Here is a 14389-nt window from a genome sequence, read left to right on the forward strand (position 1 = left end):
TCGCGCCATTACCCTGGAGACAGCATGCAAGCAATGAGTTATGTACATGGCGCCCACGAGACACCGTTGATCGGCGAAACGATAGGCGCTTACCTGGACGCCATCGCCGCCCGCTATGGCCAGCACGATGCCCTGATCGTGGCGCACCAGAACGTGCGCTGGACGTATCTGGAATTCCAGCAGCGCGTGCATCGCCTGGCCGCCGGCTTGCTGAAGCTGGGCTTGCAGCCGGGCGACCGGGTCGGCATCTGGTCGCAGAATTGCGCCGAATGGGTGCTGACCCAGTTCGCCACGGCGAAAGCCGGCTTGATCATGGTCAACATCAACCCCGCCTACCGGCGTTCGGAACTCGAATACGTGCTCGACAAGGTGCAGTGCAGCGCGCTGATCTTGTCGCCCAGCTTCAAGTCCAGCGATTACCTGGCCATCGTGCAGGACGTAGTGCCTGAGATCGCCCGTTCGCGCGCGGGCGCCCTGCAGTCGCCGCGCCTGCCCCAGTTGCGCCACGTCATCCGCCTGGGCGCGGCCGCCACACCGGGCATGCATAACTTCGATGCCTTGATGGAGGGCATCTCCGACGCCGACCTGGCGCACCTGGAAGAAGTCAGCGCTACCTTGCAGTTTGATGACGCCGTCAACATTCAGTTCACGTCCGGCACCACGGGCGCGCCGAAAGGCGCCACCCTGACGCACCACAATATCCTCAATAACGGTTTTTTCATCGGTGAAGCCATGCGCCTCACGCAACAGGACCGGCTGTGCATCCCCGTGCCCCTGTACCACTGTTTCGGCATGGTGCTGGGCAACCTCGCATGCGTCACGCATGGCGCGGCCATGGTGTTTCCGGGTGAAGGCTTCGACCCGAAGGCCGTGCTGGAAACCGTGCAGGCCGAGCGTTGCACGGGTTTACATGGCGTGCCGACCATGTTCATCGCCATCCTCGATCATCCTGACTTCAAGCAATACGATTTGTCGAACTTGCGCACCGGCATCATGGCCGGCTCGCCCTGCCCGATGGAAGTCATGACGAGGGTCATCGAACTGATGCACATGGCGGAAATTACCATCGCGTATGGCATGACGGAAACGTCGCCCGTCAGCTTCCAGACATCGATCGAAGACCCGCGCGAAATGCGCGTGTCCTCGATTGGCCGCGTCCACCCGCACCTGGAAGTGAAAATCATCGATGCGGAAGGGCGCATCGTGCCACGTGGCGAGAAAGGCGAATTGCTTACGCGCGGTTATTCCGTGATGCAGGGCTACTGGGGCGACCCGGAAAAAACAAACGAAGCCATCGATACGGCGCGCTGGATGCACACGGGCGACCTGGCCGTCATCGACGAGAACGGCTTTTGCAGCATCGTCGGCCGCTCGAAAGACATGGTCATCCGTGGCGGCGAAAACATCTATCCGCGCGAGGTCGAGGAATTCCTGTACCGCCACCCGAGCGTGCTCGACGTGCAATGCGTGGGCGTGCCGGACGCCAAGTATGGCGAGGAGTTGTGCGCCTGCATCATTCTGCGTCCGGGCACGCAGGCCACCAGCGAGGATATCCGCGCCTTTTGCGACGGGCAGATCGCCTATTACAAGATTCCCCGCTATGTGCGCTTCGTCGAGGAATTTCCCATGACGGTGACGGGCAAGATCCAGAAATATTTGTTGCGCAAGCAAGTCGCCACGGACCTGGGTCTGAGCGCGGAATAATCGTTTCGCCAGTCCATAAAAAAAACACCGGGACGCTTGCGCGGCCCGGTGTTTTGCATGGATTCAGCGTGAAGCTCAGGCCAGTTGTGCTTGCGGCGCGCGCGCTGGCGTGCGGCGACGCATGAATGCCAGCAAGCCCAGGCCGGCCAGCAGCATGGCGTAGGTGCCTGGCTCTGGTACGGCCGATACGTTCACCGTGTTGAAGCCGGCGCCGTTCATCGAGACGTGGCCATAATTGATCGAGCTGACCGAATTGGCGATCAGGGTGCCGTTCAGGCTGCCCGAACCGGAAAACGCGCTGTTCGGCGCCAGGATGCTGCCGTTCACGCCTGCATTGGTCAGGCTGGTGGTGGTGGCATTGGCAAAGTTGAACAGCGTGCGGTCGGCGAAGCTGCCGAAATTGTCGAAGCCGCCACTCATGGTGATGTCGGTGGCCGTGCCGTTGATGATGATGCTGGCCGTGCTTTTCAGCGACGATACGTCCAGGGTCAGGTTATGCAGGTTCGACGCATCGATGTTGAAAATATTCACGTCGGCGTTGATGTCGCCCACCAGCTTGTAGCCGCCCGATTGCGAAAGCACGGTGCCGTTCGATTGCAGCTTGGCCACGTCGCCCGACAGGGTCGTCAGCTGTTGCTGGGCGGCTGCAAAGTCCAGGGTGGAGGCATTGCCCTTGCTGATATTGTCGCGTGGGAACCATTGTGGCGCTGTCAACGTGGCGTTGGGGTTGCTGACGCCATACACGGAGGAACCACCGATGGTGCCCCAGCCCGTGTTCAGGTCGCCGCCAGCAACGATCGCGTTGGTCGCGCTGCCTGGCTTTTTATTCGTGCCAACGTTGTAGTTGTCCAGGTAGATATTGCCGCCAGCGGCAATGCTGCCGCCGACGCTGGTGAAGCCGCTGGCACCGCTGCTGCCGATGTTGCCGAAGATGAAGGCCGAGTAGCCGTTGGCGACGCCGAGGTCAATCACGGTCGCTTGGGCCGAGGCGCTGAAGGAGAAGGCGAACAGGGCGGCGCTGATGAGCGGCAAGGTGCGTGAGGCAAAAAATGTCATAAGTATTTTCGTAGTAATAGGGATGGAAGGGCGGGAAAGCAAGTACACCGCCATCGCGCTGGCCGACATTATAATATAAAAAGCAATTATAGTTCAATTTAGGTAATTGACTATATTTAAAGGCAACATTTTATCGATTCTCGACATTGGCCAGGCGGGCAAGAAAAAACCGGGACATGCCCGGTTTTTTCGTGTGTTACCTGACGCGCTGATACAGGCGGAAACGTTCCACATCATCGGTTGGGCGGCGTCCTTCCCACAGCTTGATCCAGTCCGCGCCGTGGTGCTCGGGCAGCTGTTCCTTGCTGTCAGGAACCTTGATGCTGTCTTGTAACAAGAACACATCGCATTGCTGCTGCCCCACGCTGGCAAACGGCAGGTGGCCGTAGTAGGCGAACGAGGCGCGCTGGGCGCCGCCGACGTTGCTGTTGATGCACTTGCTGCCTGGCGGCAGGTGGACGGAAATCTGGTGCGCCACGCTGGCGTAGCTCTTGCTGTAGTTCAGCTCGGGCAAGAACAGCGTCATGATCAGCACCCAGATCAAAATCAGGCCGCCGGACGACAGCACCACGGCGCGCCACAGCACGGCAGGCTGGCGCGAGATGCGCCAGTGCACCAGCGCCACCCAGCCTGCGCTGGCGCTGGCGGCGACGAAGAAGGCCACCAGTTCCAGTTCAGGCTTGAATCCTGGCACCAGTTTCAATGCATTGTAGGCCAGGCGCGGCGGCCATCCCGTCAGGGTGGCGAACCAGAATAGCCACAGGACGAGGCCGCAGATGGTCAGCACCATCACGGAGAACCAGTCGATGGCGTTGATGGCGCCCCGTTTCATGGTCAGCAGGCCGAACGCGGCCATCACGGCCAGTGGCGGCAGCAGGGGCAGCAACTGGCTCGGTTCCGGGTCGGGGTGGAACAGGCCCAGGATGGCCAGCATGGCGACAAAGGTCAGTGGCACGACGATGTGCAGCACATGGTGCTGGCGGCGCCAGGCATACACGGCCCAGGCGGCGAACGGCCAGGCGGGCCAGAAGAACCAGATGCCGACGCGGAAGAAATATTGCAGGCTTTTCAGGCTCGGGGCGCTGAACTGGCGGCTATTCCACTCCATCCATGCCTGCAGCGGCGAATGGCCGTATGGCTGCAGCAGTTCGCCCGGCAGCAGCCAGACCAGGGCCAGTGCGATGGCCACGAGCACGGCCAGTGCCAGGTGGCGTACGCTGCGCAGCAGCGGCAGGCGCAGGAAGACGGTGCACAACAGCATGGCGATGCTCAGCGCCGCCGGCGTGATCCAGCCGCGCGTGAGTGTCAGGCCGCCCAGTGCCAGGCCCAGCAGCGCTGCATTGCGCACGGACGGACCCTCCACATAGCGCACGGCGCGGTACAGCAGGTAGGCCATCAGCGACACATGCAGCGCTTCGGCCGTGATGTCGTGGCTGTGCTGCAGCAAGCCGAGGCAGCCAAGGTAGATGAGCACGGCGGCATCGGCCAGGGTGCGGCCGAAATCGTCCGGCTCGGGCTGGCCGCCGAAGGCCAGACGCAGGGGCTGGGCATCGTTGCGGCGGCCCAGGTTGAAGGCGGTGTACCAGACGGACAGGGTGCTGACGACGAAGATGCCGATGGTCGACATGCGCGCGCCAAAGACGTCGCCGTCGATCCAGCCGAACAGTTTGATGAAAATGGCGCCCAGCCAGAAGGCCAGCGGGCCTTCCTCTGGCGAGGACAAGCCGGCCACGTTGGGCCACAGCCAATCGCTCAGGCCGCCATGTGCCATGGTCCACATGATGCCGAAACTGGCGGCATCATCGTTCTTCCACGGTTCGCGGCCGATCAGGCCAGGCAGGATGTACAGCAGGCCGAGCGCAAACAAGGCCCATCGTGGCAGCGCGAGTGTGGCAGCGGCGGGAAGGCGGACTGGCTTCATCGATAGTCGGTATCAGAAAAAAATGGCAAGACGCGACGAATGGCGTCGGGTATGCGCGAGTATAAAGTAAAGCGGCCAAAGACAAAAAAGGCAGCCGTAGCTGCCTTTTCTCTGGTAGCCGAAGCTGCCCTTTTTTGCCGCAAAGCGGCAAAAATCAGCCTGCTGCGACTGCGGTTTTCGAACCAACGGTACCGAACTTCTGACGGAACTTCTCGACGCGACCAGCGGTATCGACGATTTTGTGCTTGCCCGTGAAGAATGGGTGCGATTCAGCCGAAACCTCGATCTTCACCAGTGGGTATTCTTTACCGTCGTGGGTGATTTTTTCGCGGGTTTGGATGGTCGAGCGGGTAACGAATTTGAAATCGCACGACAGATCGTGGAAAACAACTTCGCGGTATTCTGGATGGGTATCGACTTTCATGGTCTTCTCTCTAGTTTGGTAGCCAAACAGCACTTCGTCGGTCGTCCAGCTTCTTGACCCGATTGCCGATCACTTGCCAGGGTTTAAAATAATGCAACCGTCGATTATATAGCGCTTTCGGGCGGACGGCAATAAAAAAGCCGCTCAATGAGCGGCTTGCATGATCGCGTAGGTCGGATTAGCGCCAAGCGCGTAATCCGACAACATTGTTGGCGCGGCGGCCAGTGGTGGTGTCGGATTACGGCCTGCGGCCTAATCCGACCTACGCTGCTGGCCGGTGTTAGCCACCGCGTCTCATCATATCGAAAAACTCTGCGTTGTTCTTCGTGGCTTTCATCTTGTCCAGAATGAACTCCATCGCCTCGATCTCGTCCATCGAGTACAGCAACTTGCGCAGGATCCAGATTTTTTGCAGTTCGTTCGGCTTGATCAGCAGTTCTTCGCGGCGGGTACCCGATTTGTTCAGGTTAATTGCCGGATAGACACGCTTTTCTGCCAGACGGCGTTCCAGATGCACTTCCATGTTGCCGGTACCCTTGAATTCTTCAAAGATCACGTCATCCATGCGCGAACCCGTTTCGATCAGCGCCGTGGCGATGATGGTCAGCGAGCCGCCTTCTTCGATATTGCGCGCGGCGCCGAAGAAGCGTTTTGGACGTTGCAGCGCATTTGCGTCGACACCACCAGTCAATACCTTGCCCGAGGCAGGGATGACGGTGTTGTAGGCGCGCGCCAAACGGGTGATCGAGTCGAGCAGAATCACTACGTCTTTTTTCATTTCGACCAGGCGCTTGGCTTTTTCCAGCACCATTTCGGCCACTTGCACGTGGCGCGTGGCCGGCTCGTCGAAGGTCGAGGCGACGACTTCGCCGCGTACCGAACGTTGCATTTCGGTAACTTCTTCCGGGCGTTCGTCAATCAGCAGCACGATCAGCGTGATATCCGGGTGATTTGCCGTGATCGCATGGGCGATATGCTGCAGGATCACGGATTTGCCGGATTTCGGCGATGCCACCAGCAAGCCGCGCTGGCCTTTGCCGATCGGGGCGATCAGGTCGATGATGCGGCCGGTGATGTTTTCCTGGCCATTCATTTCACGTTCCAGGCGCAGCGGCTCATTCGGGTGCAGCGGCGTCAGGTTTTCAAACAGGATGCGGTGTTTCGACATCTCCGGCGATTCGCCGTTGACCTTGTCGACTTTGACCAATGCGAAATAGCGTTCGCCATCTTTCGGGGTCCGTACCTCGCCCTCGATCGAATCGCCGGTGTGCAGATTGAAGCGGCGGATTTGCGAAGGGGAGATGTAAATGTCGTCGGTGGACGCCATGTAGCTGGCGTCAGGCGAGCGCAGGAAGCCGAAGCCGTCTGGCAGCACTTCCAGGGCGCCGTCGCCGAAAATCTGTTCGCCGGACTTAGCGCGTTTTTTCAGGATAGCGAACATCAGCTCCTGTTTGCGCAAGCGGGCTGCGTTGTCAATGTCAAGACCGATCGCCATCTCAAGCAGGGCGGATACGTGTAGGGCCTTTAGTTCGGATAAATGCATATGTGTTGAGTGTCCCGAGACGGGATGTAAAGGTAGGGGAGGGGACTGCGTGGCGTTGATTAATTATTGGGTAGGCTGTGCACGAATGATGGCAAAGCCGTTTCCCGGTCTATCCAGTCAGGCGGCGCTGCGGGCGCAGCGCTGCCTATCATACATTAAATGTTGCTGTCGACGAAAGCGGTCAACTGGCCCTTGGCCATGGCGCCCACTTTTTGAGCAGCTGCGACACCATCCTTGAACAGGATCAGGGTCGGGATGCCGCGGATGCCGAACTTGGCAGGCACTGCCTGGTTCGCGTCCACGTCCATCTTGGCGATCACGATGCGGCCTGCGTATTCCTTGGCTACTTCTTCCAGGATCGGGGCAATAGCCTTGCAGGGACCGCACCACTCAGCCCAGAAGTCCACCAGGACGGGCAAGTCGGATTTCAGGACGTCTGCTTCAAAAGATGCATCGCTAATGTGTTTGATATTTTCGCTCATATTTTCCTCAAATGAGGGTGGGATCAATAATGCCTGGGATTAACCATACGCTGGTTCGCCATCCATGCTTCCTGGAATGCAGCTAGCAGATGGGGGCAATGGGCACAAATTCAATATTCTTGGAAGGTGCGACCAGAGGTATGCAGGCGGGGATGGCTGAAATAATAACCCATTTTTTCAAAGCGTGGCGATTATTGCGGAAAAACTTGAAACATATCGCCACCGCGCGTGCCGGCAGGGCGGCAAAGCCGCATGCCTTCTGGCCCGCAGCGCCGCGCCCTCCCTCCCGGCCATCCTCCGCGCTCAGGCCTGTACGCTGGCCTGGCGGGCCGTGTGCTGCAGTTGCAAGTTCACCATGAGCTGCAATTCCGCGCTTTCCATCGGCTTGCGGAAGGTGCCTAATATATGCAGGCCATTGGCCACGGCCAGGCGTTCGGCCGCCAGGCGCACGGCCGAATGCAGGCCCGACAGCAGAACCACGCCACCGCGGAAGCCATTGTCCGCCGCCATGCGCAAAAATTCGATGCCGTCGATGTCGGGCATGGACAGGTCGCAGATCAGCAGGTCAGGCTGGTGCTGCTTCAGGGTAGCCAGCGCCTGTTCGCTGTGCGACTCGCAGCGGATGTCGAACGAGCCCATATGTTCGAGCATGTCGCTGAGCACGTCGAGCATGAAGACATCATCGTCCAGCAGCAGCACGCGCAGCGGCGCCAGGCCTGCTTCGTTCTGTTCCCGGCTTGCTTGGTTTGATACAGTATTCATCGTCCTGTCTTCCTATTGATATGCTGCATCGTTGTCGATGCCGATACCTTGCCTCAACGCACTGGCGGTAGCTAATCGTCATTGGCAAAGCTGGTGTTATTCATGATTTGTTCGGTAATCTGTTCCAGCAGGGGCCACAGGCGCGCCACGATGCGTTGTGCCCGCTCAGCCTCGTCGGCCGGCTCGCCTGGCGCCAGGGTTTCCAGGTTGTGGCACAGCTCGGCCAGCCCCAGGGCCCCCACGGTACGCGCCGACGACTTGATGCGGTGCCCCAGTTCGCGTACCTGGCGCACGTCGCCGCGCGCCAGGGCCGCATCGATGTCGTCGAAGCCATCCTGCGTCGTCTGCAGGAACTTGAAGGCGAATTTGCGCACTTTTTCCGGGTTGTAGCCCAGTAACTTGGCCAGGATGGACAGGTCGATCACTTGCGGGTCGCCGGCCAGGGTAGTCTTGAAGGCGGGCGCGGCGCGGCTGCGTGCGGGAGGCGGCGGCGTTTCACGCGCCGGCAGCCAGCTGGCGATGGTCTGGTACATCATGGCCGGCTGGATCGGTTTGGAAATGAAATCGTCCATGCCCGCCTCCAGGCAGCGCACGCGGTCTTCGCTGGTGGCCGTAGCCGTCATGGCCAGCACGCGCAAATGCGCCAGTTGCGGGTCGGTGCGGATGTGGCGCGTCGCTTGCAAGCCATCCATCAACGGCATCTGCACGTCCATCAGCACGCAGTCGAACTGCGTCTGGCGCAACAGGTCGAGCGCCTCTTCGCCATTGTTGGCCAGGCAGACGGAGGCACCCGCTTCTTCCAGCAATTCCAGCGCCACTTGCTGATTGAAGGTATTGTCTTCCACCAGAAGGATGCGCGCATGCTTGAGCGTGCTCATGACCAGGGCGGCGTCGGCGCTGGCGCGCATGGCCGCTGCCGTCTGCGCCATGCTGTCGAGCATGGCCGGCGCCGCCTGGTCGGAAATGCCCAGGTTGGCCGTGAACCAGAAGGTGCTGCCGGCGCCGGGACGGCTGTCGACTCCCACGTCGCCACCCATCAGCTGGGCCAGCTGCTTGCAGATGGCCAGGCCCAGGCCCGTGCCGCCATATTCGCGCGTGGTGGAGGTGTCGGCTTGCTGGAAGGACTGGAAGAGTTTACTCATTTCATCCTGCGACAGGCCGATGCCGTGGTCGCATACTTCAAAGCGCACCAGACAGTGCTTGGCGTCCGCCACCACCTTGCGCACTTTCACGGTAATGCTGCCCTGTTCGCTGAACTTGATGGCGTTATTGGCGTAGTTGATCAGCACTTGCCCCAGGCGCAGCGGATCGCCCACCAGCACGGCCGGCAATTGCGGGTCGATCTCGAACAGCAGTTCCAGGTTCTTGCCGGCGGCGCGCGGCGCTACCACCGTCATCAGGGTTTGCACCACGTGGTCAAAACTGAAGTTGACGCGTTCGATTTCCAGCTTGCCCGCCTCGATTTTCGAGATGTCGAGGATATCGTCGATGATGCCCAGCAGGTGCTCGCCGGCAAAGCGGATCTTTTCCAGGTAATCGCGCTGGCGCGGCTCCAGGTCCGTTTTCAGGGCGAGATAGGCCATGCCGATCACGCCATTCATCGGCGTGCGGATTTCATGGCTCATATTGGCCAGGAATTGCCCCTTCGCCAGGCTCGCTTCTTCGGCCACCTGCTTGGCCTGGTCGAGTTGCTCGGTGCGCTGCGCCACGCGCTCTTCCAGATGTTCATTGAGTTCGCGCAAAGCGCTCTCGCTGCGCTTGTGATACGTGATGTCCGTCAGGCTGGCCACTACCATGCCCACCTTGCCGTATTCATCGCGGATGGCCTCGGTATTTACGGAGAGCCAAGACAGGCTGCCGTCGGGCTGCTGTACGCCCATCAGCACGTCGCGCATGGCGACACCCGTCGACAGAGTGATGTGCACGGGATGGCTGCGCTGGTCGAAAGCGGAGCCGTCTTCGCGGATGGCTTGCCACAGGCTGTTGCCGGCCGGACTCGCCGCCAGCATGCGCTCGGCGGCGGCATTGCTTTCCAGGATATGGCCGTGGCTATCCTGCACCACCAGGCCGTTGGTGACGGCACCAAACACGGACGCCATGCGCTGGCTCGAATTCGACAGGGCGATCGACGCCTGGCGCCGTTCCGTGATGTCGGTAATCATCGCCAGCGTGCCGCCCGGCTCGCCATTGTCCGATTGAATACTGGTGCTCGACAGCAAACCCCACAGGCTGGACAAGTCCTTGCGGAAGAAACGGAAGTCGACCTGGTCCGGCTGGCTGGCGAGGCTGCCATGGCTGGCCAGGCGGCGCTGCATCAGCAACTGGCTGTCGCGGTCCATGAAGTCAAGCATGGGACGGTGCAGCATTTCCTGCACCGTGTAGCCCAGCATCTGCGCCATCTTCGGGTTGACGAAAGTAGTTTTGCCATCCGCATCCGTCATCCAGATGCCTTCGGCCGCCGTCTGCACGATCAGGCGGTAGCGCTCCGAACTGGCGTGCAAGGCTTCCTCGGCGCGCTGGCGCTGCGTCATGTCGCGCAGCGAGACGATGGAAAATACTTGCCCAGCCATGCGCAGCGGCGACAGGCTGACCTTGGCGGGGAAGTGCGTACCGTCGCGGCGGCGCGCCATCATCACCCGGCCCGGCAGGCTGTGCCGCGATTGCGGGTCGCCCACGGAGTGGCTGGCCGCGCTTTCCGGCACCAGTTGCTCCAGCGACATGCCCGTCAATTCGGCCAGGGGATAGCCGAAGCAGCGCGCGCCGATCTGATTCGCGTAATGCACCTTGCCCTCGACATCGGCCACCAGCATGGCTTCGGGCGCCGCTTCCAGCATCGAACGCATGCGCGATTGCTCGTCCTGCTTGCGTTCGCTGATATCGCAGACGATACCGCTGGCCTGCGTGGCGGTGCCATCAGAGGCGCGTGCCAGCACGGCGCCGCGCGCCAGCAGCCAGCGCCAGTGGCCGTCGCTGTGGCGCAAACGGAATTCGCAATTGAAGGTGCCGTGCGCCTGGCCATCCAGATGCTGTCGAAATATAAGACTCAGGCGCGCGCGGTCGTCCCGGTGCACTTCGGCCAGCCAGCCGGCCAGTGTATGGTCGAGTTTGGCACTCTTGTCGCCCAGCACATCCTGGTACTGGGGCGCGAACTGCAAGCGGTCGGACTGGCGCCGCCAGGTCCAGCCAGTCAGGGCCGCGCCGCGCAAGGCTTGCCCGGCATCCTGTTCTGCCAGGGCATGTGCGGGCAGTAGCCGGCGGCGCAACTGCTGCCGCAGCCGCCAGGCTTGCCAGCAAGCCAGTCCCGCCAGGGCGGTGGCGCTGGCGGCTGCATATGGCCACAGCAGTGTCGGGGCCATGCCCTGTGCCGCCGCCTGCACCGGCAGCGAGAGTGCCATGCCTGCCGCCAGCATCGTACGAGCGAGCCGGCGCAGCGCAGGGCGCCGACGGCGTGATGCGCTGAAACTCGTGTGGCTGCAATACGACAAATGCATCCCTTTCTGGGGCGTGATTGGGCTGGGCTGGCGGTGCATGATGCGCGCTTAAATAAACGCCTGCGGCGCTTTCTGGCGGCAACTATAGCATCGAATATTTAGTCGGAGTATTTAAGTTCAGAAACGGCCAAAACGGGATTTTTTTTGCCCCGAAAGGGCGGATTTATTCATTGTTCTGTGAGAATTTGAGAGAAATTCAGCGCAAAATCGTGCTACTAAACGGCGAGCTCGGAAGACGCCTGATAAAACCGTAGCGAGCCGGTGAGCATCACAGGCCGCAAAGCGCGACGCGCAGCAGGTTTTTCAAGGTGTCCTCAAGTAAAGCTTCCGGCGAACTGATAGCGGTGTCCGGGATGCCACATGGTGGCGATCGAGGCGATCTTGCCGCCCGAGCGCGTCTGGCGGCGCAGCACCAGGCACGCCTGTTTCGTGTCGATGGCCAGCATTTCGGCGATATCGCGCGGTGCCGACAGCGCTTCGATACTGTAGGTGGCACCCTGCAAGGGGGCGGCGGCCATCAGATATTCGTTCGGCGTGATGCTGGAAAAATCCTGCGTCATGTAGTCGGGCGCGCACTCGGGATTGACCCAGCGGTCTTCCACCTGGATCGGTACGCCGTTTTCAAAATGCACGATCAGCGAATGAAACAGCGGGTGTTCCGGCGGCAGGCCGAATTGCTTGGCCAGCAAATCCGAGGCCTTGGTGCGTTCGAGCAATTGCAAGCTGCTGCGGTGGATATGCCCGCGTGCGCGCACTTCATCGGCGATACTCTTGATTTCCAACAAGGTCGCCTGGTATTTTTGCTGTGCCACATAGGTGCCGGAACCCTGGCGCCGCGTCAGTACCTGTTCGCTGGTCAGTTCGCGCACGGCGCGGTTGACCGTCATGCGCGAGACGCCGAATTGTTTCACCAATGCTTGCTCGGAGGGAATTACGTCGCCTTCCTTCCAGCGTCCGGCGGCGATGCCGGCCAGCAGAAAATCCTTGATGCGCTGGAAAATCGGCGTATTTTCCTGGGTAGTATGATCGTCCAATGCGGTTTCTCCGGGGCACGGGCAGGGCGCGCCGCCGGCTGGAGGCGCGATGGCCGATTTTAGCACCGAGCATGATGCCTGCCGCCAGCCTTTTTTGAATTCAAAAGCAAGCGCCGGAGTGTGGCGCTGGCCGGTGCTGGCTATGCTGGTGACTTACTAATGACCTGCACGGAGTTCGCCATGGAACACTCTTACTCGACCGACGATGAACGCTGGGATGCCGTGCAGCGGCGCGCGCCCGATGCCGACGGCGTTTTTTATTACTCGGTGCGCACGACGGGCGTGTATTGCCGTCCCTCTTGCGCGGCGCGCCCCGCCTTGCGCCGCAACGTGGCCTTCCACGACAGTTGCGAGCAGGCGGAGGTGGCCGGCTTTCGCCCTTGCCTGCGCTGCAAGCCGAACCTGCCGCCGCTGGCTCAGCGTCAGGCCGCCATCGTGGCCGACATCTGCCGCCTGATCGACGCCAGCGACGAGATGCTGGAACTGGACAGCCTTGCTCGGGCCGCCGGCATGAGCCGCTTTCACTTTCACCGCGTCTTCAAGGCGCACACGGGCATCACACCCAAGGCCTATGCGGCGGCGCGGCGCGGCGAACGGCTGAAGGCCGGCTTGCAAGGCGCGGCGAATGTCACCGAGACACTGTACGCGGCCGGTTTCAATTCCAGCGGCCGCCTGTACGCCGCCACGCCAGGCTTGCTGGGCATGACGCCGGGCGCGTTTCGCGATGGCGGCAGCGGCGCCGTGATCCGCTTCGCCATCGGCGCCTGTTCGCTGGGCGCCATCCTGGTGGCCAGCACGGACAAGGGCATCTGCGCGATTCTGATCGATGACGACCCGGAAGTGCTGCTGCGCGACTTGCAGGACCGCTTTCCGCAAGCCGAACTGCGCGGCGCCGAGCCTGATTATGAACAGACGGTGGCGCAAGTCGTCGGCCTGGTCGAGGCGCCGGGCCTGGGCCTGGACTTGCCGCTCGACGTGCGCGGCACGGTGTTCCAGCAGCGCGTATGGCAAGCCTTGCGCGAGATTCCTGCCGGCAGCACGGTCAGCTATGCCGAGCTGGCGCGGCGCATCGGTGCGCCGAAAGGCGCGCGCGCCGTGGCGGGCGCCTGCGCCGCCAATGCGCTGGCCGTCGCCATCCCCTGCCACCGTGTGGTGCGCAACGATGGCGCGCTGTCCGGCTACCGCTGGGGCGTGGAACGCAAGCAGGCGCTGCTTGAGCGCGAGGGCGAACGGTGAGGGCGCTGGACTGGCGGCAGATCGAGGATGATCTGAATCAATACGGTAGCGCCGTCGTACCAGGTTTGCTGAATCCTGCGCAGTGCGTGGCGCTGGCGGCGCAGTATGACGATGCATCGCGTTTTCGCAGCAAGGTGGTGATGCAGCGCCATGGTTTTGGCCAGGGCGAGTACCAGTATTGGGCGTATCCGCTGCCGGAGGCGGTCGCCGAGCTGCGCGCTACCTTGTATCCGCCGCTGGCGGCGATTGCCAACCGCTGGCATGCCAGCATGGGCCTCGAGAGCCGCTTTCCGCTGGCACACGGGGACTTCCTCGCGCGCTGTCATGCGGCCGGGCAAGCGCGGCCCACACCCTTGCTGCTGCGCTACCGCGAGGGCGATTACAACTGCCTGCACCAGGACCTGTATGGCGAGCATGTGTTTCCGCTGCAACTGGCCGTGCTGCTGTCGCGCCCGCAAGACGATTTCACGGGCGGCGAGTTCGTGCTGACGGAGCAGCGCCCGCGCATGCAGTCGCGCGTGGCGGTCGTGCCCCTGGCGCAGGGCGACGCCGTCATCTTTCCGGTCGCGCAGCGCCCCGTGAATGGCACGCGTGGCAGCTACCGTGTCAACATGCGCCATGGCGTGTCGCGCCTGCGCACGGGCTTGCGCCATACCCTGGGCATCATTTTTCACGATGCGAGCTGAACAATAGCTGCGGCGCTTGAGTTTCCAGGATTACATGGCATGATGGCTAC

General features: G+C 61.6%; 11 protein-coding genes. 3 read left to right on the forward strand and 8 right to left on the reverse strand.

Annotated features, from left to right (window positions below; translation table 11 throughout):
* Positions 1-24: 24 nt before the first annotated feature.
* Positions 25-1704, forward strand: coding sequence for an AMP-binding protein (locus C8C89_RS07245; protein WP_101482893.1), 1680 nt, complete (start codon positions 25-27; stop codon positions 1702-1704).
* Between the two features lie 75 nt (positions 1705-1779).
* Here C8C89_RS07245 and C8C89_RS07250 read toward each other — a convergent pair whose 3' ends face one another.
* From C8C89_RS07250 to hutC, 8 genes are all read right to left on the reverse strand, one after another.
* Complete coding sequence (locus C8C89_RS07250; protein WP_101482892.1) at positions 1780-2760, reverse strand: choice-of-anchor A family protein; 981 nt, start codon at positions 2758-2760, stop codon at positions 1780-1782.
* 196 nt (positions 2761-2956) lie between these two features.
* The gene (locus tag C8C89_RS07255; protein WP_133989228.1) at positions 2957-4681 is read right to left on the reverse strand and encodes a glycosyltransferase; all 1725 of its coding nucleotides are present in this window, start codon (positions 4679-4681) and stop codon (positions 2957-2959) included.
* A gap of 154 nt (positions 4682-4835) precedes the next feature.
* The gene (locus C8C89_RS07260) at positions 4836-5105 is read right to left on the reverse strand and encodes a type B 50S ribosomal protein L31 (protein WP_010401544.1); all 270 of its coding nucleotides are present in this window, start codon (positions 5103-5105) and stop codon (positions 4836-4838) included.
* Positions 5106-5385: 280 nt separating this feature from the next.
* Complete coding sequence (rho, locus tag C8C89_RS07265) at positions 5386-6648, reverse strand: transcription termination factor Rho (RefSeq protein ID WP_034746249.1); 1263 nt, start codon at positions 6646-6648, stop codon at positions 5386-5388.
* A gap of 155 nt (positions 6649-6803) precedes the next feature.
* Complete coding sequence (gene trxA / locus C8C89_RS07270) at positions 6804-7130, reverse strand: thioredoxin TrxA (RefSeq protein ID WP_071075390.1); 327 nt, start codon at positions 7128-7130, stop codon at positions 6804-6806.
* Positions 7131-7433: 303 nt separating this feature from the next.
* The gene (locus tag C8C89_RS07275) at positions 7434-7892 is read right to left on the reverse strand and encodes a response regulator (protein WP_101482890.1); all 459 of its coding nucleotides are present in this window, start codon (positions 7890-7892) and stop codon (positions 7434-7436) included.
* A 71-nt stretch (positions 7893-7963) separates the two neighbouring features.
* A complete protein-coding gene (locus C8C89_RS07280) occupies positions 7964-11287 on the reverse strand; it encodes a PAS domain-containing hybrid sensor histidine kinase/response regulator (RefSeq protein ID WP_133989229.1) in 3324 nt (1107 codons plus the stop codon).
* 410 nt (positions 11288-11697) lie between these two features.
* Positions 11698-12417, reverse strand: coding sequence for a histidine utilization repressor (hutC, locus tag C8C89_RS07285; RefSeq protein ID WP_070224202.1), 720 nt, complete (start codon positions 12415-12417; stop codon positions 11698-11700).
* Between the two features lie 180 nt (positions 12418-12597).
* On the opposite strand from hutC, the gene ada reads away from it, so the two are divergent.
* Positions 12598-13653: a bifunctional DNA-binding transcriptional regulator/O6-methylguanine-DNA methyltransferase Ada gene (ada, locus tag C8C89_RS07290; RefSeq protein ID WP_101482888.1), complete on the forward strand. Its 1056-nt coding sequence runs from the start codon at positions 12598-12600 to the stop codon at positions 13651-13653.
* Positions 13650-14339 (forward strand): 2OG-Fe(II) oxygenase, encoded by a 690-nt coding sequence (locus tag C8C89_RS07295; RefSeq protein WP_133989230.1) that lies wholly within the window; start codon positions 13650-13652, stop codon positions 14337-14339. Before ada ends, C8C89_RS07295 begins: the two co-directional genes overlap by 4 nt.
* The last annotated feature ends 50 nt before the right edge of the window (positions 14340-14389 follow it).

This window comes from Janthinobacterium sp. 75, assembly GCF_004365495.1.
GTDB lineage: Bacteria > Pseudomonadota > Gammaproteobacteria > Burkholderiales > Burkholderiaceae_D > Janthinobacterium.